Raw genomic sequence first — 21,158 nt, forward strand, 5'->3', positions numbered from 1 at the left:
TCGCCACAAGCCGGACTATCCCATGCCTGAGACCATCTGCCTCCTCGACATGACCACGCCGGAGCGCGCCGAGAAGCTGCGCGCCCTGCTGCCGCCGGGCTTCGTGCTGACCCACGGCACCGCCCGCGGCGAGGAGCACATGAAAGAGATCATCGCCGACGCCGACTATGCCATCGCCGGCCAGGTCGCCGTCGGCGGCGAGGTGCTGCGGGCGGCGAAGAAGCTGAAGCTGCTGCACAAATGGGGCGTCGGTGTCGACAATCTCGATCTCGCCGCGGCCAGGGAGCTCGGCATCACGGTCGCCCGCACGACCGGCAGCAACGCCATTCCCGTCGCCGAGTTCGCGCTCGGGCTCACGCTCTCGGCGCTGCGCTTCATCGGCTATGGCCATGCCGAGCTGAAGAAGGGCCATTGGGCCAGCGGCCCGATGCCCGGCGACGCCTTCATGCTCTCCGGCAAGACCGTCGGCATCGTCGGCTTCGGCGCGATCGGCCAGAACCTGGCGAAGCTGCTCCGCGGCTTCGGCTGCACGATCCTCTACAGCAAGCGCCAGCCGCTATCGCCCGAGGACGAAGCCCGGCTCGGCGTCCGCCATGCGACCTTAAGCGAGATACTGGAACACTCAGATATCGTCTCGCTGCACTGCCCGCTGACGCCGGAGACCGCGAACCTGATCGATGCCGCCGCCTTCAAGGCGATGAAGCGCACCGCCGTGCTGGTCAACGTCGCCCGCGGCGGCGTGGTCGACGAGGCAGCCCTGATCCAGGCGCTGAAGACCCGCGAGATCTCGGGAGCGGCGATGGACGTGTTCTCGATCGAGCCGCTGCCGGCCGACAGCGAGCTGCTCACGCTCGACAATCTGGTGGTGACGCCGCACATCGCCGCAATGGCGGCCGACAACTTCGCCCCCACCGTCTCTCGCATGTTCGCGAACATGGCTCTGGTCTCGGCCGGAAAACCGGTTCCGATCGGCGATCTCGTCCCCTGATCGGCGACGCCGCAGCGCAGCAATCCGCTTGACCTGAATCAAGGTCGCTGCCGCCCCAACAGCTAAGCCTCAACTGGTCGGCCGGCGCGAACAGCGCGGCCAAAAGGCGGGGACTGGGCATGGCGGCGGGCAATCCGATCAGACAAGCGACGATAGGCGAAATCGTCGGCATAATGCTGGCAGCAGCAGCCTTTCTGGGGCTGCTGGTCATAGCGGCGAAGACCGACCATGCGGGCTACGCTTTCCATGCCTTTCTCGGCATGGCGGCTGCGCTGGCCTCGGTCTTCCTCATCGGCAATCGCTGCTTCCGCCCTGGCACCGGGCCGGCGCCGCAGGAGATCGACGGTCGTCCGAACTATAACATGGACCCCGTCAAGTTCGGCGTCATCGCCTCGGTGTTCTGGGGCATCGCCGGATTTGCGGTCGGGCTGATCCTTGCCCTGCAGCTCGCCTATCCCGCGCTCAACTTCGATCTGCCCTGGATCAATTTCGGCCGTTTGCGGCCGCTCCACACCTCGGCGGTGATCTTCGCCTTCGGCGGCAACGTGCTGATCGCGACCTCCTTCTACGTCGTGCAGCGGACCTCGCGCGCCCGCCTCGCGGGCGATCTCTCGCCCTGGTTCGTGATGCTTGGCTACAACCTCTTCATCGTCATCGCCGGCACCGGCTATCTGCTCGGCATCACCCAGAGCAAGGAATACGCCGAGCCCGAATGGTACGCCGATCTCTGGCTGACCATCGTCTGGGTCGTCTACCTCTTCGTGTTCCTGGCGACGCTGGCGAAGCGCAAGGAGCCGCACATCTATGTGGCGAACTGGTTCTACCTCGCCTTCATCCTGACCATCGCCGTCCTGCATATCGGCAACAACCTGGCGCTGCCGGTCTCGGTCTTCTCGCCGCGCTCCTACATCGTCTGGTCCGGCGTTCAGGACGCCATGTTCCAGTGGTGGTACGGCCATAACGCGGTCGGCTTCTTCCTCACCGCCGGCTTCCTCGCGATCGTCTATTACTTCGTGCCCAAGCGCGCGAACCGGCCGGTCTACAGCTACCGACTCTCGATCATCCACTTCTGGGCGCTGATCTTCCTCTACATCTGGGCCGGCCCGCACCACCTGCACTACACCGCCCTGCCCGACTGGGCGCAGACGCTCGGCATGACCTTCTCGATCATGCTCTGGATGCCCTCCTGGGGCGGCATGATCAACGGAATCATGACCCTGTCCGGCGCCTGGGACAAGCTGCGTACCGACCCGGTGCTGCGCATGATGGTGGTCTCGCTCGCCTTCTACGGCATGGCGACCTTCGAGGGGCCGCTGATGTCGATCAAGGCGGTCAACTCGCTGTCGCACTACACCGACTGGACCATCGGACACGTCCATGCCGGCGCGCTCGGCTGGGTCGCGTATATCTCCTTCGGCGCGCTCTATTGCCTCGTGCCCTGGCTCTGGAACCGAAAGGATCTGTATTCGCTCAAGCTCGTGAGTTGGCATTTCTGGATCTCGACGCTCGGTATCGTGTTCTACATCTGCGCGATGTGGGTGTCGGGCATCCTCCAGGGCCTGATGTGGCGGGCCTACACTTCGCTCGGCTTCCTCGAATACTCCTTCATCGAGACGGTCGCGGCGATGCACCCCTTCTATGTCATCCGCGCGCTCGGCGGAGCTCTGTTCCTGATCGGCGCGCTGATCATGGCCTTCAATCTCTGGATGACGGTCCGGCACGGCGCGGAGGACGCCGCCGAGGCGGACTTCACCCGGCAGCCCCAGCTCGTCCCGGCCGAGTAAAGGACCCCTCCCGATGTCGAGCCCCAACATCTCCGCGTCCGCCCCGAAGAAGGCGCTCCCGCGCAAGTCCCTCTGGGCCAAGCACAAGATCTTCGAGACCAACTCCATCGTCCTGATCATCGGCACGCTGCTGGTGATCTCGGTTGGCGGGCTGGTCGAGATCGCCCCGCTCTTCTACCTGAAGAATACGATCGAAAAGGTCGAGGGCATGCGGCCCTATACGCCGCTCGAGCTCGCCGGCCGCGCGATCTATGTCCGCGAGGGCTGCTACAACTGCCACAGCCAGATGATCCGGCCGCTGCGCGACGAGATCGAGCGCTACGGGCATTACTCGCTCGCCGCTGAGAGCATGTACGACAAGCCCTTCCAGTGGGGCTCCAAGCGTACGGGCCCGGACCTCGCCCGCGTCGGCGGCAAGTATTCGGACGAGTGGCAGCGCGTCCATCTCGCAGAGCCGCGCGCGCTGGTGCCGCAGTCGATCATGCCGGGCTATCCCTTCCTGGCCAGGACCGAGCTGAAGTTCGGCGACATCGCCGACGACCTGCGCGCCAACCGCGGCGGCGGCGTGCCCTATACCGACGAGATGATCGCCCAGGCGGAAACCGACCTGAAGGCCCAGGCGACGCCCGACCATCCCAGGGCGGCCGAGCTCGAGGCGCGCTACCCGAAGGTCCAGGCGCGTGACTTCGACGGCGACCCGACCCGCATCACCGAGGCCGACGCGCTGATCGCCTATCTCCAGGTCCTGGGCACGCTCGTCGACTTCAAGCTCTACGACGACAAAGCCAACATCCGCTGAGGAAGGCCATCATGGACACGACCTATCGGTGGCTCGCGCACTTCGCCCAGTCAGCCGGCCTGCTCTACTTCGTCGGCATCTTCCTCTCCGTCTGTCTCTACGCCTTCTGGCCGGCCAATCGCGCCCGCTTCGAAGAGGCTGCCCGCACCCCGTTGCAGGACGATTGAGTCATGAACAAGCATCAGGACACGCCTCACGAGATCGACGCCCATACCGGCCACACCACCACCGGTCATGAATGGGACGGCATCCGCGAACTCAATACGCCGCTTCCGCGCTGGTGGCTCGGCATCTTCTACGCCACCATCGTCTGGTCGGTCGGCTACTGGGTGGTCTACCCGGCCTGGCCGCTGATCAGCGACGCGACCAAGGGCGTGATCGGCTACGCCTCGCGCCTCGAGATCGCGCAGGATCTGGCCCTGCTCCAGCAGCAGCGTGCGGCCCAGGCGAGCGGGCTGGCGGAAGCCTCGCTCGAGCAGATCAAGGCCGATCCCGCCCTGTTCCGCATCGCCATGGCCCAGGGCAAGGCCGCTTTCGGCGACAACTGCTCGGCCTGCCACGGCGTCGGTGGCGCCGGTGCCAAGGGCTACCCCAACCTGAACGACGACGACTGGCTCTGGGGCGGCACGCTCGCCGACATCCACCTGACCCTCGAACACGGCATCCGGGTGGCCGGCAACAACGACACGCGCATCAGCCAGATGCCGGCCTTCGGCAAGGACGGCATGCTCAAGCCGGCCGAGATCCGCGACGTCGCCAACCATGTCCGCGAGTTGGCCGGCCTCTCGACGGAGCCGGGAGCCGATCTCGCCAAGGGACGCGAGCACTATGCGGCGAATTGCGCCGCCTGCCATGGCGACGCCGGCAAGGGCAGCAAGGAGCTCGGCGCGCCCGACCTGACCGACGCCATCTCGCTCTACGGCATGGACCTGGCCTCGCTCACCGAGACCATCTCCAACAGCCGCGCCGGCGTAATGCCCGCCTGGAGCCAGCGCCTCGACGCCACCACGCTGAAGGCGCTGACCGTCTACGTGCATTCGCTTGGCGGAGGCCAGTAGGCCATGTCCATCCACGATGCCGAGGCAGAGGCCGGCCCGCTCTTCGCGGCGACGAGGAAGGTCTATCCGCAGAGCGTGTCCGGCCCCTACCGGCGCACCAAGTGGATCATCCTCGTCCTCTGCCTCGGCATCTACTACCTGCTGCCCTTCCTGCGCTGGGACCGCGGCCCCAACCTGCCGAACCAGGCCATATTGGCCGACATCGGAAACGCCCGCTTCTACTTCTTCTTCATCGAGCTCTGGCCGCAGGAGGTCTATTACTTCACCGGCCTGCTGATCATGGCCGCCTTCGTGCTGTTCCTGATGAACGCTGTCGCGGGGCGGGTCTGGTGCGGCTATCTTTGCCCCCAGACCGTCTGGACCGATCTCTTCCTCGCGGTCGAGCGCTTCTTCGAGGGCGACCGGCGCGAGCGCATCAAGCGCGACGAGGGCCCCTGGGACGCCGACAGGATCTGGCGCAAGAGCGCCAAGCATCTCGTCTGGCTGCTGATCGCCTGGTGGACCGGCGGCGCCTGGGTTCTCTACTTCGCCGACGCCCCGACGCTGGTGCGCCAGCTCGCGGCCTTCGAGGCGCCGATGACGGCCTATGTCTTCATCGGGACCTTGACCTTCACGACCTATGCGCTCGCGGGCATCATGCGCGAGCAGGTCTGCAACTACATGTGCCCCTGGCCGCGCATCCAGGCGGCGCTGACCGACAGCGAGGCGCTCAACGTCACCTATCGCTACGACCGCGGCGATCCGCGCGTCTCGCTGCGGCAGGCGGAACGCCTGCGCAGGCAGGGCGACCCGGCGGGCGACTGCATCGACTGCCGGCAATGCGTCGTCGTCTGCCCCACCGGCATCGACATCCGCGACGGGGCCCAGCTCGACTGCATCCAGTGCGGCCTGTGCATCGACGCCTGCGACAACGTCATGGACAAGATCGGCCGGCCGCACGGGTTGATCGGCTTCGACACCGAAGACAACGTCGAGCGCCGGATCGCAGGCGAGAAGCCGGTCTATCGGCCGCTCCGCCTGCGCACACTGACCTATGCCGCGCTGATCGTGGTCGTCGGCGGGGCGATGGTCTGGCAGCTGGCCACCCGCCGCACCGTCGAGCTCTCGGTTCTGCACGAGCGCGCGCCGCTTTTCGTCAGGCTCAGCGACGGCGCGATCCGCAATGCCTACACCATCCGCATCCTGAACAAGCGGCCGGAAGAGCGCCCGATCGCGCTGTCCGTAGAAGGCCTGCCCGGACTGCGCATCGAGACGGTCGGCGTGCCCGCCACCGCCGATCTGCGCCCGGTCGTGACGGTCGAGCCCGACACCTCGCGCGAGGTCCGCGTGCTGGTGACGCTGCCGGCCGAAATCCATCCCGACAAGTCCCAGACGATCACCTTCACCGCCTCCGATCTGTTCGCCGGCGAGGTCGTGACCGCCCAGGATCATTTCATCGCGCCCTGAGGGGGCAAGCTAGGTCCTGCCAACCATGTCCTGCTGTGGAGCCTTCATCATGCCCGTCGACCTGACCTCGCCGCCCCAGTCACGCCCCGTCGAGCCCTATCGGCTGACGGGCCGCAAGATGCTCGCCTTCATGGTCGCGTTCTTCGTGGTCGTAGCCGGCGCCAATGCCGTAATGATGATCGCCGCGATCCGCACCATGCCCGGCGTCGAGGTGAAGAGCGCCTATGAGACCAGCCAACGCTTCAACGGCGAGATCGCGCGCATGCAGTCGCAGTCCGAGCGCGGCTGGCAGGCCGAAGCGCGCCTGCTCCGCACCGGGCCCGACGCTGCCCTGACCCTGTCGCTGCGCGACCGCGCCGGCAGGTCGGTTACTGGCCTCGCCATCGAGGCCAGGCTGGAACACCCCGCGACGCGCCAGCAGGACCATGCCGCGAGCCTGCGCGAGACCGGCCCCGGTGACTACGAGGCCAGGATCGCCGCCGTGCACGGCGGCAACTGGACGCTCGCCATCAGCGCCCTGCGCGGCGAGGAGCAGGTCTTCAGCTCCCGCAGCCGCGTCGTCCTGAAGGACTAAAACCATGGCCACGCAGCAGGATCTCTCGGTGTTCGTACGCCACGGCGCGGACGGCGTCGCGGGCATGGAGCTGGCGGTCGAGGGCATCCGCTGCGCCGGCTGCATGCAGGCGATCGAGAGCGGGCTCGGGCGCGACGCCGCGATCCTGAAGGCGCGCGTCAACCTCGCTCTGAAGCGCGTCACGGTCGAGTGGCGCGAGGGCGCGCTTCGGCCCGAGGGCGTGATCGAACGCCTGGCCGCGCTCGGCTTCAAGGCCTATCCCTTCCTGCCCTCCGCCGAGCGCGACAGCATCACGCAGGAAGAGAAGCGACTGCTGCGCTACCTCGCGGTCGCCGGCTTCGCCTCGATGAACATCATGCTGCTCTCGGTCTCGGTCTGGTCCGGCAACAGCAGCGACATCAGCCCCGTTACGCGGGACTTCTTCCATTGGCTGTCCGCCCTGATCGCGCTGCCGACGGCAGCCTATTCCGGGCGCCCCTTCTACGAGAGCGCGATGCGCGCGCTGCGGGCCGGCGCCGTCAACATGGACGTCCCGATCACGCTTGGCGTCGTGCTGGCGCTCGGCATGTCCGTGGTCGAGACCGCCAACCATTCCCAACACGCCTATTTCGACGGCGTGACGATGCTGCTCTTCTTCCTGCTCATCGGCCGCTATCTCGACCAGCTGATGCGCCGCCGCACGCGCGACCTCGCCGGCAACCTCGCCGCGCTCAAGGCCGAGACCGCGACGCGCCTCGCCGCCGACGGCACGACGACCATCGTCCCGATCGCGGCCGTCGCCCCGGGCGACCTCGTGCTGGTGCAGCCGGGCGAGCGGGTCTGCGTCGACGGCGTGGTCGAGAGCGGCCGTTCCGAGATCGACCGCAGCCTCGTCACCGGCGAGACCGCGCCCGCCCCGATCACCGCCGGCGGCCAGGTCCATGCCGGTACGATGAACCTCTCCGGCGCGCTCACCGTCCGCGTCGAGGCCGCCGGCACCGGCACGCTGCTCGACGAAATCGACAAGCTGATGGCCCAGGCCGTCGAAAGCCGCTCGCGCTATGTCCGCCTCTCGGACCGCGCCGCCAGGCTCTATGCGCCGGTCGTCCACACCATCGCCTTCGTCACGGTCGTCGGCTGGATCGCTTTCGGACTGGCCTGGCAGCAGGCGCTGATCATCGCGATCACCGTGCTGATCATCACCTGCCCCTGCGCGCTCGGCCTCGCCATCCCGGCGGTCCAGGTGGTCGCCGCCTCGGCGCTGTTCCGCCGCCAGGTCATGCTGAAGGAGGGCGACGCCCTCGAGCGGCTCGCCGAGGCCGACCTCGTCGTCTTCGACAAGACCGGCACCCTGACCCTGCCCGAGCCCGAGCTGCTCAATTGCTGCGCGATCGCTCCCGAAACGCTCCGGGTCGCCGCCGGCCTCGCCGCGGCGAGTCGCCACCCGCTCGCCCAGGCGATCAGCCGCGCCGCCGAAAACCCGGCTCCCGTAGCCGACACGCAGGAGCATCGCGGCGCTGGGCTCGCCGCCATGGTCGAGGGCGAGGAGATGCGCCTCGGCAGCGCCGCATTCTGCGAGACCGAAGGCCTTGCCGCGCAGGTCGGTGCGGCCCATCCCACCGCCTCGCTCATCTGCTGGCGCCACGGCGAGACCTGCGCCGTCTTCGCCATCGGGCAGCGGCTGCGCCCGGACGCACTGTCGTCCATCCAGTCGCTCGGGCGGCTCGGACTCGAGGTGATGATCCTCTCCGGCGACCGCGACACCGCCGTCGCCGCCGTCGCGGGCGAACTCGGCATCGACAGCTGGAAGGCCGGACTGCGGCCGGACGAGAAGCTTGCGGTGCTGGATGCGCTCGCCGCCCGCGGCCGCAAGGTGCTGATGGTCGGGGACGGCCTCAACGATGCGCCGGCCTTGGCCAAGGCGCATGTCTCCATCTCGCCGATCAGCGCGACGCATCTCGCCCAGGCCGCCGCCGACATCGTCTTCCTCGGCGACAGCCTCGGTCCCGTCCCGGCCAGCATCAGGATTGCCCGGCAGGCGCGCGGGCTGATGATGCAGAACCTCTGGTTCGCGGTGCTCTACAACATGGTCGCGGTCCCCATCGCAATCGCGGGGCTGGCGACGCCGCTCGTCGCCGCCGCCGCCATGTCCGGCTCGTCGCTTGTCGTGACCCTCAACGCCCTGCGGGCCGCCAAACGCCCGCCGGAAGCCAATGCGGAGGCCTCGGCATGAACATCCTGGTGATCCTGTTCCCGCTCGCGCTCGGCCTCGGCCTGATGGGGCTCGGCGGCTTCTTCTGGTGCATGCGGAACGGCCAATATGCCGACCTCGAAGGCTCGGGCTGGCGCGTGCTGCAGGATGACGACCTGCAGCCGGGCGAGGCTGTGACGGAAAGTCCGTTTGAGGAAGGCAAGCTCCTGCCGGCGGTGTCGCAGACCTCCGCACTTCGTTGACAGGCAACGCGATCTGCAACATCTGAGGGGTCTCGCGGGACTTCGCTCAGCGCATGCTCCCGCCCTCATTCGCTGAAGGGCGTCGCGGGCCAGATGACCCATGTTTCACCGCAACGCGTCCTGCTGACAGGCGCCGCCGGTTTCGTCGGCTTCCATGTCACGCAGGCGTTGCTGGCGCAGGGCGTCGAGGTGCTCGGCATCGACAACCTGACGCCCTATTACGACCCGGCGCTGAAGCAGGCCCGGCTTGACCGGCTGCTCACCCATAACGGCTTCGCCTTCGAACCGATCGACATCGCCGATCACCACGCGCTGCAGGCGGCCTTCGCCTCGTTCCGGCCCGATGTCGTTATCCATCTCGCGGCGCAGGCCGGGGTGCGTTACTCGCTCGACAATCCGCGCGCCTATGCGCATTCCAATCTCGACGGCTTCCTATCGGTGCTGGAAGCCTGCCGGCATCATCCGGTCCGGCATCTGGTCTATGCCTCGTCGAGCTCGGTCTATGGCGCAAATGCCAAGCTGCCCTTCAGCGAGCATGACGGCGCCGACCACCCGGTCTCGCTCTATGCCGCGACCAAGCGCGCCAACGAGCTGATGGCGCACAGCTATTCGCAGCTCTACGGCATTCCGGCGACGGGCCTGCGCTTCTTCACCGTCTACGGCCCCTGGGGCCGGCCCGACATGGCCTATTTCAAGTTCACCAAGGCGATCCTCGAAGGCAAGCCGATCGAGGTCTATGCCGAGAGCGAGATGAGCCGCGACTTCACCTATGTCGACGACGTCAGCGAGGCGATCGTCAGGCTGGCGGCCCTGCCGCCGGAGCCGGCCGGACAGTCGAACGATCCCGCGACCGCAGCCGCCCCCTGGCGCATCTACAACATCGGCAACCACACGCCGGTCCGCCTCGACCGCTTCATCGCGGTGATCGAGGCCGCCTGCGGCCGGGCTGCGATCAAGCGGCATCTGCCGATGCAGCCCGGTGACGTGCGCGCGACCTATGCGAACGTCTCAGACCTGATGGCCCGGGTGGATTTCAGGCCGGACACGCCGATCGAGACCGGCATCGCCCGCTTCGTCGCCTGGTATCGCGAGTTCTACGGCGCCGCCTGAACGCCGCGCCGTCAAAGCCAGGTCGCCATTGCGAGGGGGCGCAGCCGACGAAGCCAGGGGCGGCAGAGCTCTACGTCCCCTGGATTGCTTCGCTTTGCTCGCAATGACGTTCCGGCCCTCAGACCGCGCCATGCGCCTCGACATAGAGGGCATAGAGCGAGTGGCTGCTCGCGAGGTAGAGCCGGTTGCCCTTCGGCCCGCCGAAGCAGAGATTGGCGCAGCGCTCCGGCAGGCGGATGAAGGCCAGCGGTTTGCCCGCCGGGCTGAACACCATCACGCCGTCGAGATCCTCGGGCTTGCCCCTCAGCGTGAAGACCTTGCGGCCGCTTGCATCCGTCGCCTCGGCATTGAGCGCGCCGTTGCTGCCATAGCCGCACCAGAGATTGCCGTCGCGATCGACCTTGAAGCCGTCGAGCGCACCGAAATCGGCGGCGTCGACCACCTTGGTCTTGTTCGACGCCTTGCCCTGCGCGTCGATGTCGAAGCTCCAGATGCTGCGGTTCGGCGTGCCGCGCCATTCCACGACATAGAGTTTCTTCTCGTCCGGCGAGAATGCGAGGCCGTTGGGATTGACGAGATCGGTGACGACCGCGGTCAGCTTGCCGTCCTTGCCGATGCGATAGACGTTCGTCGTCGCCTGCTCCGGCTTGGCCCGCGACCCTTCCCATTCGCCATTGATGCCGAACAGCGGATCGGTGAACCAGATCGTGTCGTCGGACTTCACGACGATGTCGTTGGGTGCATTGAGCCGCTTGCCCTCGAAGGAATCGGCGAGAACGGTGATCTTGCCGTTCTTCTCGGTGCGGGTGACGCGCCGCGTCACCGAATGCTCGCAGGTCAAAAGCCGCCCCTGCCGGTCGCGCGCATTGCCGTTGGCGAAGTTGGCGTTGTCGCGGAACACCGTGAACGTGTTCTTGACCTCGTCATATTTCATGATGCGGTTGTTCGGGATGTCGCTGACGACAACGTAGCGCCCCTCCGGGAAATAGGCAGGCCCCTCGGCCCAGCGCATGCCGCTGCCGAGCTGCTCCACCGTGCTCGAATAGATCCGGTACTTGGCGAAGCTCGGATCGAGGATCTCGACGGCCGGGTCGGGATAGCGTTGGTTCGGCTTGAATGGAAAGACCTGCGCGAGCGCCGGTGCGGCGATGGCGGTTCCCGCGGCGGCAAACCCGCCGGTGAGCAGGCGACGGCGTGACGTCTCGATCATGTTTCCCCTCCGGATGTTCTTCTGAGTTGCAGGCTTCTTGTCGTCCGTGCAGTCCATGCGGAGGCGCGCCGCGCCGGCAGCGTCCCCGTCAGCCCGATTCGGCCGGGCTCGCCGTCTTCATGCAAGCCCTCGGGAGCTTCGCGCTTGTCTCAAAAGCCGGCTGGCATCCCGGCTCGACGTGGCCCGGGCCGGGCTCAGGACCAGCTCGGCCGCCACTTCGCGAACTCGGCCTTGGTTTCGGCATCGGCCGGGTAGAGCCCGAAGATGCCCTGTCCCGCGCGCACCCGCTCGGAAACGAAGTCCTCATAGGCCGTCTGCTCATAAACCTCGGGCGCGATCTCGTTGGCGAGATGCGCCGGGATCACGCAGACGCCTTCGGCATCGCCGACGATGATGTCGCCGGGATAGACCGCGACATCGCCACAGGCGATCGGCGCGTTGATGTCGAGCGCGTGGTGGCGGATCAGGTTGGTCGGCGCGCTCGGGCGGTTGTGATAGGCCGGGATCGCCATCTCAGCGATCTCGGGGCTGTCGCGGAAGCCGCCATCCGTGACGATGCCGGCCGCGCCGCGCTGCATCAGACGCGACACCAGGATGCCGCCGGCCGATGCCGCGCGCGGGTCCTTGCGGCTGTCGATCACCATGACATGGCCGGGCGGGCAATCCTCGATGGCCCGGCGCTGCGGATGCTGCGTGCCCTCGAAGGTACCGAGATGGTCCAGATCCTCCCGCGCCGGAATGTAGCGCAGCGTGAAGGCCTCGCCGACCATCGACTCCGCTTTCGGCCCCAGCGGCCGGACATCCTGGATGAACTGGTTCCGGAAGCCGCGCTTGAACAGCGCGGTGGTCAGCGTCGCGGTCGAGACTCGCTTAAGCTTCTTGCGGTTCTCGTCGGTGAGGGCGGTCATGTGCGGTTCTTTCCTGGAAGCTCGGCGAAGAGCCGAGCATTTCGTCAGCGTGAGTCGGATGGGGCGGCCGTCGAGAACCGGAGCGCAGCGTACTGAAGTACGTGAGCACCGGAAGCGCAGACGGTCGCCCCAGGCGGCCGCGATGGCGGAATGATCGGCTCTTCGATCACTCGATCCGGACGTTGGCCTTCTTGGCGACCGCGCCCCAGCGCTCGGTCTCGGCCGCGATATGCGCTGCAAACTGCTCGGAGCTCGAACCGACCGGGTCGACACCGAGCTTCTTCAGCTGCTCGATCACCGCCGGCTCCTTCATGATCGCCTGAACCTCGGCGGAGAGCTTGGCGACGGTCTCCTTCGGCACGCCGGCCGGCGCGAAGAAGCCGTGCCAGGAGCTGGCGTCGTAGCCGGGAACGAATTCGGAGAGCGCCGGCAGGTCCGGCGCCACGGCCAGGCGCTTCGGCGTGGCCGTGGCCAGCGCGCGGATCTTGCCCTCCTGCACATGCGGCCAGGCGATGGTAATGTTGTCGAAGCTGACCTGGATCTGTCCGGAGAGCAGGTCCTGCGTCACCTGCCCGCTCGAGCGGTAGGGCACATGCGCCATGTCGGTGCCGGTCTCGACCTTGAACAGCTCGGCGGCCATATGCGTCGAGGTGCCGGCGCCGGACGAGCCGAAGGAGTACTTGCCCGGGTTCTTCTTGAGCAGTTCGATCAGCTCGGGAACCGTCTTGGCCGGCAGGTCGATATTGACCATCAGGATGTTCGGCACGCTCGCGACCTGCGAGATCGGCGCGAAGTCCTTGACGTGATCATAAGGCATCTTCGCATAGACACCCGGGTTGATCGCGTGGGACGAGACCGTGCCCATGCTCAGCGTGTAGCCGTCCGGCGTGGCGCGCGCGACGGCCGCCGAGCCCGTATTGCCGCCGGCACCTGGCCGGTTCTCGACGATGAACTTGCCGTTGAGGCGCGCGCCCAGCCGGTCGGCGAGGATGCGGCCGAGCAGGTCGGTCGTGCCGCCCGCGGCGAAGGGCACGATGATCGTCACCACCTTGTTGCCCGGATAGCTCGACTGCGCCAGCGCCGGACCAGCCAGCACCGCCAGTGACGCGGCCGTAGCCAGCAGCGTTCTGCGATTCAGCATCTTCTCTCCTCCCGATCAATCGGCGCCGGATGGCACCGGTCTTCCTGCGCCGTTCATCGGCGCTTGCATGTCGCATAGCATATGATTCCAGATTTGAAATCTGAAATTTCAGACTTGCTCACGCTTGCCCTTTGTGGTGTGTGATGCGGTGATGGCGCCGGGAAGGAGCGGCCGCGAACGGATTCGCGGCGGCTGCCGCAGCGCCTGTCGGAACTGAAATGTCTGAAGCCCTGACGATCGAACCTGTCGCCCCGCATCTGCTGCGCTCCCTGCGCGAGCATGTGCATGAGCGGCTGCGCCGGGCGATCGTCGCCGGCCGGTTCCGCAACGGCGAGCGGCTGAACGAGCGCCATCTGGCCGAGATGCTCGGCGTCAGCACCACCCCTGTAAAGGACGCGATCCGCAAGCTGGAAAGCGAGGGGCTGGTGCGGACCGAGGCCCGACGCGGCGTCTTCGTCGAGTTCTCGGCCCGTCAGGCGCTCGAGATGGCGCTGGGCCGCGCGGCGCTGGAAAGCGTGATGGCCCATATTGCCGCCAACCGGATGAGCCCGTCCGACGTCGCGGAGATCGCACGGCTGATCGAGGAGATGGCGCATGCGACCGAGCACAGTGCGCTCGAGGACCTGGTCACGCTGAACGAAGCCTATCACGGCGCGATCCACCGGATTTCGGGCTGCACCTATCTTGAGCGGCGCCTCGACGGCCAGCGCATGTACGATCACGCCCAGCGCATCGCGTTGCTGTCGGAACCGGCCGAGCGCGCCCAGGGTTTCGAGGAACACCGCAAAATCTTCGAGGCGCTCAGAGCCCGTGAGCCGGCGCTCGCGGAACAAAGAATGCGTCGACACATCGTCCGCTCGGCGAAAGCCCATGTGCGGCAGGTGTTCGGCGCCGATGCGGAAGGGTTGGATTATGACGAATGACAAGGTGCGGACCGCGGTCCGCGGCATTTCGGGCGTGCATGTCACGGCCTGGAAGGCCGACGGCGAGGCCGATTGGGCGCTGACCGGAAGGATCGTGCGCGGGATCGCCGAGGCCGGCATCCACAACATCGTTTCGGCCGGCAACACCGGCGAGTTCTATCCGATGACGGCCGAGGAGGTTCAGCGCTGCCATGCGGTCGCGGCCGAGGCCGCCGCCGGCAAGGCGCTGGTCACCGCCGGCATCGGGAGGTCTCTGCGCGAGGCCATCGCGACCGGCAGGCTCGCAGCGACGGCTGGCTGCGACGCGGTGATGGTCCACCACCCGCTCGACCCCTTCGCCGCGCCGCAATCGCAGGCGGACTACTTCCTCGCCATAGCGGACGCGCTGACCATTCCGGTGGTCGCCTATATCCGCTCCGAGGCGATCGGCGTGAAGGACCTCGCCCGCGTCGCGACCCATGCCAATGTCGCGGGCGTGAAGTTCGCGTCCACCAGCATGATGCTGCTGGCCGATTGCGTGCGCGAGACCGAAGGCACCTCCGCCAACTGGATCTGCGGCCTCGCCGAGGGCTGGGCGGCGCCGTTCTACGCGCTCGGCGCGCGCGGCTTCACCTCGGGCCTGATCAACGTCGCGCCCGAGCGTTCGCTCGCGGTCTGGCGCGCACTGGAGGCCGGCGACTACGAGACTGCCCGCCGCGAGGTCGACGCCATCGCCGGCTTCGAGAAGCTGCGCACGAAATACGGCAACGGCGCCAACGTCACCGTGGTCAAGGAGGCGCTCGGCCTTCTCGGCACGAAGGTCGGCCCGGTACGCCTGCCCGGCCTGCCGGAGCTGAACGAGGCCGAGCGCACGGAGCTGCGCGCCATCGTCGGCAGCTGGGGCGCGGCCAAGGCGGCGGAATGAAGACCGTCATTCTCGGGCGAAGCGAAGCGTAGACCCGAGAATCTCATGACGAGAACCCGCTGGTTTCCGAGATGGTCGGGTGAAGCCCGACCACGGCGCCAGCACCGCTTAGAACGATAAGAGTTCGAGGAAACACCCATGTCGTCCCACCGCCGCAAGACACCCGATACCCTGCGTTCGAAGCGCTGGTTCGGGGCGAGCGACCTGCGCTCCTTCGGGCATCGCTCGCGGGCGCTGCAGATGGGCTTCGGCCATGACGAGTTCATGGGCAAGCCGGTCATCGGCATCATCAACACCTGGTCCGAGATCAACCCCTGCCACACCCATCTGCGCGACCGCGCCGACGCGGTGAAGCGCGCGGTCTGGGCGGCAGGCGGTTTCCCGGTCGAGATCCCGGTGATGTCGGCCTCGGAGCAGTACCAGAAGCCGACGACGATGCTCTATCGCAACTTCCTGGCGATGGAGACGGAGGAATCGATCCGCTCCCACCCGCTCGATGGCGCGGTGCTGCTCGGTGGCTGCGACAAGTCCACACCTGCCCTGATCATGGGCGCCTGCAGCGCCGGCCTGCCCTTCATCTTCGTGCCGGCCGGGCCGATGCTGCGCGGCAACTGGGCCGGCAAGATCCTCGGTTCAGGCGCCGACGTCTGGAAGTACTGGGCGGAAAAGGAAGCCGGCAACATCACCGACGACCAGTGGAAGGACATGGAGAGCGGCATCGCCCGCTCGCACGGCACCTGCATGACCATGGGCACCGCCGCGACCATGATGAGCCATGCCGAGGTGCTGGGCCTGACCTTGCCCGGCGCCTCCGCCATTCCCGCCGCCGACGCCGCCCATCCGCGCATGGCGGCGGCATCCGGCACGCGCATCGTCGAGATGGTCTGGGAGGACCTGACGCCGGATCGCATCCTGACCCGCGAAAGCTTCGAGAACGCGTTGACCGTCCACATGGCCGTCGCGGGCTCGACCAATGCGATCATCCATCTCATCGCGATGGCCGGGCGGGCCGGCGTGACGCTGACGCCCGACGATTTCGACGCCTTCTCGCGCAAGGTGCCGGTGATCGCAAATCTGCGCCCCTCCGGCGACTTCCTGATGGAGGATTTCTTCTATGCCGGCGGCCTGCCTGCGCTGCTGAAGCAGCTCGAGAGCAAGCTCCACACCGACGCCATGACCGTGACCGGAAAGCCGCTTTCGGAGACGATCGCCCTCGCCAAGGTCTACAACGACGACGTCATCCGCCCGCTCGACAACGCCGTGACCACCGCCAACGGTCTCGCCGTGCTGAAGGGAAACCTCGCGCCCGACGGCTGCGTCATCAAGCCCTCGGCCGCCGAGCCCCGCCTGCTGAAGCATTCCGGTCCGGCGCTGGTCTTCGAGGACTACGATGCGATGATGAAGGCGGTGAATGACGAGAGCCTCGACGTCACGCCAGACCACGTCATGGTGCTGAAGAACTGCGGCCCCGTCGGCGGCCCGGGCATGCCGGAATGGGGCATGATGCCGATCCCGAAGAAGCTCCTGAAGCAGGGCGTGCGCGACATGCTGCGCATCTCGGATGCGCGCATGTCCGGCACCAGCTACGGCGCTTGCGTGCTCCATGTCGCCCCCGAGGCCTATATCAAGGGGCCGTTGGCAGCGGTGAAGACCGGCGACATCATCACCGTCGACGTCGAGGCGCGCAGCATCTCGGTCGGCCTGACCGACGCCGAGATCACTGAGCGCCTGAAGAGCTGGAAGCCGCCGAACCGCGACTATCCGCGCGGCTGGGGCAAGATGTCCGCGGCCCATATCCGCCAGGCCGACAAGGGCTGCGACTTCGACTATTTGGAGGGCACCGCGAAAATCCCCGAGCCGGAGATCCATTGATCGCTGTCATCGCGGAGGAAGCAATCAAGGCTCGGCGAGCGCAGGCGCGCAGGGTTGCTTGCACCGAGACGCCTCGACGGGAGGAAATTGACGCAAGGTTGCCTGCCGAGGGGCGCTTACCTTAGGTTGTCGTCCCGCCCCCCCCGCGAGACCGTGACCGTGCCACCCGCATCGCCCTCGCGGCCATTGTCCTGGCAAGCCGCCTTCGAGGCGCCGACTCATTCGCAGATCGAGCAGGAGCGCTGGGTCCTGGGCATGTGCCAGGGCCGCCGCGCCGGCCGCTTTGCCGAGATCGGCGCCTTCGACGGCGTGCTGCACAGCAACACCTACCGGCTCGAACTCGATTTCGGCTGGAGCGGCGTGCTGGTCGAGCCCAACCCGCAGCTCTTCGCCAACCTCGCGCAAAACCGCAGCGCTCTCTGCCTCCGGAAGGCGGTGCACCGCGAAGGCGGCCTGACGCTCTCCTTCATCGCCTCGCAGGAAATCGGCACGCTCACCGAATATGCCGAGGCAGATGCCTATGCCGAGCATCGCCGGCAAGCGATCCGGGCGAACGGCCTGATCGAGGTCGAGACCATCACCTTCGCCGCGATGGCCGAGGCCGATGACCGCGGCCATCACGGCTTCGACTATGTCTCACTCGATACCGAGGGCTCGGAACTCGACATCCTGGCCACGATCGATTTCGCCCGGCATCGGATCGCGCTCTTCACCATCGAGCACAATTTCGTCGAGCCTCGCCGCGAGACGATGCGGCTGCTACTGGCGGAGGCAGGCTACCAGCGCCTGAATGTCGGTTTCGACGACTGGTACTGGCATGAGGGCCATCTGGAGGCGCGCAACGGCGGCACGCTACCCGACATCGCCGCCATCAACGCGCATGTGAAGAGCATCTATCACGATTGAGCCAGGAGGCCGGCATCGGCCGCCGCTGGCTGCTCAGCCGAAGACGCGCGGCCTCAGGCCCGCATGGAACCAGGTGATCATCGAATAGATGTCGTAGACCGGCAGCCCGGTCGCCGCCTGCACGTCGGCGGCATAGGGCGGCATGTTGGTGCATTCGAGCACGATCGCGCCGACATCCGGATTGGCCTTTGCCAGCGCCAGCGCCGCCTCGACCACGTCCTGCCAGGCGAGATCGACGTCCATGTCGTCCTTCTCGGCCTTGATCAGCACGCGGAAGAACTCGCGGCCGTTCTCGGTGCCGGTGACCGGCGTATCGAGCGGCACGCCCGCCCCTTCCAGATGCTTCGGTGTCAGGCTCCCCTTGGAGACCGTGACGACGCCGACGCGCTTGCCGGGAGGCAGCGTGGCCTGCACCCAGGGCACCTGCATCAGCGAGGAGGTCGCGACCGGCACGCCCACCGCCTCGGCCAGTTCGCGCTGGAACAGGGCGAGGAAGCCGCAATTGGTGGTGATCGCCTCGGCACCGAGCCGCACCAGCTCGCGCGCCGCCTCAACGAAATCCGGTAGCAACCCGGCCGCGCCCTGCATCACGACGCGATCGGGGCTCGCCCCGCCGACGACGCGATAGAGCACGGGGAAAGGCCAGGTCGCACCATTGCCCATGTCGCCGAGGATGCGGGGAAAGCGCGCTTCCAGCATCAGGATTCCAAGCGGCGCGCCATAGATCGCCTTGCCGCCGCGGGCGATCCGCGAGGCCTGGGCGGTGACGGCAGTGGTCGGCATGGCGGCGTCCTTCGGCTGATCGACCGGCAAGAGGTAGCGCGGCCGGGTGGCGAACGCCACCGCGGCGCAGCGCCCGCTCGTCTTAGCCGGATTAGCAGTTGCCCGGGCTCGCGAACATGCCCATAACCCGCCTGCTGCGGCCTTCACGAGCCGGCCTGCCGCCCCGCGACGAGGCGGCGTGATCATTGCAAGGGCACGGGCGAACGGGGCGGGACGCAGCTTTTGGACGGCATCGACATAACCCTGCGGCGGATCGCGACCGCCATCGGCTGGAGCGCAGTGCTGGCCATCGCCTTCGTGACCGTGGCCCCGATCGGGCACCGCCCGCATCTGCCTGGCCTGGGTCCCGATATCGAGCGTTTCTGCGCCTTTCTGCTTCTCGCGGGCTCGATGGCCTTCGCCTACCCGAAGCGCCGCTTCATGGTCCTCGTCCTGACGATCGGGCTTGCCATCGGCCTCGAAGCCGCCCAGCTGCTCGAGCCGACGCGTCACGGACGGCCACATGACGTCGTCATCAAGGCCGCCGGGGCCCTGGCCGGCACCATGCTCGCGCTCCTGATGGAGCGGTTCGCCCGTGGTTTGCGCCGGGCTGTCTGACGTCACCTGCCTCCTTCGTGCCGAAATGGCACACAACAGCAAAGCACATCGCCCGATTGCGATGGTGGCACCGACTTTGACGGCTTTCTCGCCAATCTGAGACAAGCGGCGACCGGCATGCGGTTTGCGGTTCCTCTGCCGGGCGCACCCCCGGCCGCATGGCTGTGCCGGAGCGAAGCGTCCCGACCGTACGGCCTCGGCCGTGCGCGATGCGGAGCGACCGAGCCGAGATGACCGTCAACGACCTGAACCTCGCAGTCGGCGCGGCGACCGAGGAGCGCGCCAGCCTCTGGCGCTACTGCCTCTGGCTCGTCATGGCCGCGACCGACGCCGTCGTCGTGATGGCGACCGTCGGCCTCGTCTCGCTGGGCTATCACCTTCAGGCCTATGGCCATGGCCCGGCGGAGCAGGTCACGCTCGAGCTCGCCACGATGCTCGCGGCGATCTTCGTCTTCACCAATGCGATGCGCGGCCGCTACCAGATCGCCAATTACCTCTCGACGAAGGGCCAGATCGCCTCGGCGTTCTCGGTCTGGAACGTGACGATGGTGGCCTTCATCGCCATCCTCTTCCTCGCCAAGATCGTCGATCACTATTCGCGCGCCGTCATTCTCGCGAGCTACCTCGCCGGCATACCGGTGATTGCGCTCGCCCGCTCGGGGATGGCCCGCGCCATCTCGATCGCCAGCAGGACCGGACGCATCACCAGCGAGCGCGTCTTCCTCATCGGCCGCGAACAGGAGGTGATGTCGTTCGTCTCGCGGCACCAGCCCTGGGACGTCGGCTTCGCCATCGTCGATGTCGCCTTCCTGCGCGGCAATGACCAGCGTCGCACCGCCGACCCGGCCGCCGCGCTTGCCGCCGATCTCACCAGCGCGGCCGCAACCTGCCGGATGAAGCGGCCCGACTCGGTCTTCATCGCCCTGCCCTGGTCGGACCAGGAAACCATCGACGCCTGCGTCGATGCCTTCATGAACCTCCCGGTCGCAATCCACCTGACGCCCGAGCGGATCATGGACCGTTTCCGGACGCCGCACATCGTCCGCACCGGCACGCTCTCCAGCCTGCGCCTGACGCGGCCGGCCCTCTCCATGGCCGAGGTCGCGCTGAAACGCGCGGCCGACATCGTCGGCGCCTTGTCGATCCTGGTCGTGACCGCTCCGCTGCTGCTGATCGTCGCCGCGCTGATCAAGCTCGACTCACCCGGCCCCGTGCTGTTCCGCCAGCGCCGCTACGGCTTCAACCGGCAGGCCTTCCGCATCTTCAAGTTCCGCACCATGACGACGACGGAGGACGGGGACGTCATCGTCCAGGCCAAGCAGAACGACCCGCGGGTCACCCGCATCGGCCGGTTCCTGCGGCATTACAACCTGGACGAACTGCCGCAACTGCTCAATGTGATCGCAGGCCAGATGTCGCTCGTCGGACCCCGCCCCCACGCGCTTGCCCATGACTGGGAGTTCGAGCGCAAGATCGCGCTCTATGCGCGGCGCCACAACGTCAGGCCCGGCATCACCGGCTGGGCGCAGGTCAACGGACTGCGCGGCGAGACCGACACCGACGAGAAGATGGCCAAACGCATCGACTTCGACCACTGGTACATCGACAACTGGTCGTTCTGGCTCGACATCGCGATCCTGCTGCGCACCGTTCTGAGCCCTAAGGCGTACCTCAATGCGCGTTGATCCCCCTTCTTTTGCGTCGGGGGACACCGCTGGCCAG

General features: G+C 67.2%; 20 protein-coding genes. 16 read left to right on the forward strand and 4 right to left on the reverse strand.

The window, feature by feature from the left end:
- Positions 1-22 precede the first annotated feature (22 nt).
- The 10 genes from ASE63_RS25250 to ASE63_RS25295 all read left to right on the forward strand — a co-directional run bounded on the left by ASE63_RS25250 (position 23) and on the right by ASE63_RS25295 (position 10,192).
- Positions 23-988 (forward strand): 2-hydroxyacid dehydrogenase, encoded by a 966-nt coding sequence (locus ASE63_RS25250; protein WP_056808260.1) that lies wholly within the window; start codon positions 23-25, stop codon positions 986-988.
- A 119-nt stretch (positions 989-1,107) separates the two neighbouring features.
- Positions 1,108-2,772, forward strand: coding sequence for a cytochrome-c oxidase, cbb3-type subunit I (ccoN, locus tag ASE63_RS25255; protein WP_056808261.1), 1,665 nt, complete (start codon positions 1,108-1,110; stop codon positions 2,770-2,772).
- A 13-nt stretch (positions 2,773-2,785) separates the two neighbouring features.
- Complete coding sequence (gene ccoO / locus ASE63_RS25260) at positions 2,786-3,571, forward strand: cytochrome-c oxidase, cbb3-type subunit II (RefSeq protein ID WP_056808263.1); 786 nt, start codon at positions 2,786-2,788, stop codon at positions 3,569-3,571.
- A gap of 11 nt (positions 3,572-3,582) precedes the next feature.
- Positions 3,583-3,738: a cbb3-type cytochrome c oxidase subunit 3 gene (locus ASE63_RS25265; RefSeq protein ID WP_056808266.1), complete on the forward strand. Its 156-nt coding sequence runs from the start codon at positions 3,583-3,585 to the stop codon at positions 3,736-3,738.
- Between the two features lie 3 nt (positions 3,739-3,741).
- Positions 3,742-4,629 carry a cytochrome-c oxidase, cbb3-type subunit III gene (gene ccoP, locus ASE63_RS25270; protein WP_056808267.1) on the forward strand — a complete coding sequence of 296 codons (888 nt, stop codon included), beginning with the start codon at positions 3,742-3,744 and terminating at the stop codon, positions 4,627-4,629.
- Between the two features lie 3 nt (positions 4,630-4,632).
- Positions 4,633-6,075, forward strand: coding sequence for a cytochrome c oxidase accessory protein CcoG (ccoG, locus tag ASE63_RS25275; protein WP_056808269.1), 1,443 nt, complete (start codon positions 4,633-4,635; stop codon positions 6,073-6,075).
- A gap of 49 nt (positions 6,076-6,124) precedes the next feature.
- A complete protein-coding gene (locus tag ASE63_RS25280) occupies positions 6,125-6,649 on the forward strand; it encodes a FixH family protein (protein ID WP_162261832.1) in 525 nt (174 codons plus the stop codon).
- Positions 6,650-6,653: 4 nt separating this feature from the next.
- A complete protein-coding gene (locus ASE63_RS25285) occupies positions 6,654-8,861 on the forward strand; it encodes a heavy metal translocating P-type ATPase (RefSeq protein WP_056808272.1) in 2,208 nt (735 codons plus the stop codon).
- Positions 8,858-9,082 carry a cbb3-type cytochrome oxidase assembly protein CcoS gene (gene ccoS / locus ASE63_RS25290; RefSeq protein WP_056808275.1) on the forward strand — a complete coding sequence of 75 codons (225 nt, stop codon included), beginning with the start codon at positions 8,858-8,860 and terminating at the stop codon, positions 9,080-9,082. Before ASE63_RS25285 ends, ccoS begins: the two co-directional genes overlap by 4 nt.
- A 93-nt stretch (positions 9,083-9,175) precedes the next feature.
- Positions 9,176-10,192 (forward strand): NAD-dependent epimerase, encoded by a 1,017-nt coding sequence (locus tag ASE63_RS25295; protein WP_056808277.1) that lies wholly within the window; start codon positions 9,176-9,178, stop codon positions 10,190-10,192.
- 118 nt (positions 10,193-10,310) lie between these two features.
- Here the strand turns inward: ASE63_RS25295 and ASE63_RS25300 are convergent, their stop codons facing one another.
- From ASE63_RS25300 to ASE63_RS25310, 3 genes are all read right to left on the reverse strand, one after another.
- Positions 10,311-11,399, reverse strand: a complete 1,089-nt coding sequence (locus tag ASE63_RS25300; protein ID WP_162261833.1) for an SMP-30/gluconolactonase/LRE family protein — start codon at positions 11,397-11,399, stop codon at positions 10,311-10,313.
- 197 nt (positions 11,400-11,596) lie between these two features.
- The gene (locus tag ASE63_RS25305; protein WP_056808280.1) at positions 11,597-12,310 is read right to left on the reverse strand and encodes a ribonuclease activity regulator RraA; all 714 of its coding nucleotides are present in this window, start codon (positions 12,308-12,310) and stop codon (positions 11,597-11,599) included.
- Between the two features lie 166 nt (positions 12,311-12,476).
- Positions 12,477-13,451, reverse strand: coding sequence for a tripartite tricarboxylate transporter substrate binding protein (locus ASE63_RS25310; RefSeq protein WP_056808282.1), 975 nt, complete (start codon positions 13,449-13,451; stop codon positions 12,477-12,479).
- Between the two features lie 218 nt (positions 13,452-13,669).
- Here ASE63_RS25310 and ASE63_RS25315 point away from each other — a divergent pair, with 218 nt between their 5' ends.
- The 4 genes from ASE63_RS25315 (at position 13,670) to ASE63_RS25330 (ending at position 18,056) form a co-directional block, all read left to right on the forward strand.
- Complete coding sequence (locus ASE63_RS25315; protein WP_200962623.1) at positions 13,670-14,374, forward strand: GntR family transcriptional regulator; 705 nt, start codon at positions 13,670-13,672, stop codon at positions 14,372-14,374.
- A complete protein-coding gene (locus ASE63_RS25320; RefSeq protein WP_056808284.1) occupies positions 14,364-15,278 on the forward strand; it encodes a dihydrodipicolinate synthase family protein in 915 nt (304 codons plus the stop codon). The genes ASE63_RS25315 and ASE63_RS25320 overlap by 11 nt, the downstream gene beginning before the upstream one ends.
- A 138-nt stretch (positions 15,279-15,416) precedes the next feature.
- Positions 15,417-17,150, forward strand: coding sequence for an L-arabinonate dehydratase (araD, locus tag ASE63_RS25325; protein WP_056808286.1), 1,734 nt, complete (start codon positions 15,417-15,419; stop codon positions 17,148-17,150).
- A 153-nt stretch (positions 17,151-17,303) separates the two neighbouring features.
- On the forward strand, positions 17,304-18,056 hold the full coding sequence (locus ASE63_RS25330; RefSeq protein WP_156410604.1) for an FkbM family methyltransferase: 753 nt from the start codon (positions 17,304-17,306) through the stop codon (positions 18,054-18,056).
- 33 nt (positions 18,057-18,089) lie between these two features.
- Here ASE63_RS25330 and ASE63_RS25335 read toward each other — a convergent pair whose 3' ends face one another.
- The gene (locus ASE63_RS25335) at positions 18,090-18,839 is read right to left on the reverse strand and encodes an aspartate/glutamate racemase family protein (RefSeq protein ID WP_056808398.1); all 750 of its coding nucleotides are present in this window, start codon (positions 18,837-18,839) and stop codon (positions 18,090-18,092) included.
- A 222-nt stretch (positions 18,840-19,061) separates the two neighbouring features.
- Here ASE63_RS25335 and ASE63_RS25340 point away from each other — a divergent pair, with 222 nt between their 5' ends.
- Both ASE63_RS25340 and ASE63_RS25345 read left to right on the forward strand, forming a co-directional pair.
- The gene (locus ASE63_RS25340; RefSeq protein WP_056808290.1) at positions 19,062-19,436 is read left to right on the forward strand and encodes a VanZ family protein; all 375 of its coding nucleotides are present in this window, start codon (positions 19,062-19,064) and stop codon (positions 19,434-19,436) included.
- 230 nt (positions 19,437-19,666) lie between these two features.
- Positions 19,667-21,121 carry an undecaprenyl-phosphate glucose phosphotransferase gene (locus tag ASE63_RS25345; protein ID WP_056808292.1) on the forward strand — a complete coding sequence of 485 codons (1,455 nt, stop codon included), beginning with the start codon at positions 19,667-19,669 and terminating at the stop codon, positions 21,119-21,121.
- Positions 21,122-21,158 lie beyond the last annotated feature (37 nt).

This window comes from Allobosea sp. Root381 (assembly GCF_001429395.1).
Lineage (GTDB): Bacteria > Pseudomonadota > Alphaproteobacteria > Rhizobiales > Beijerinckiaceae > Allobosea.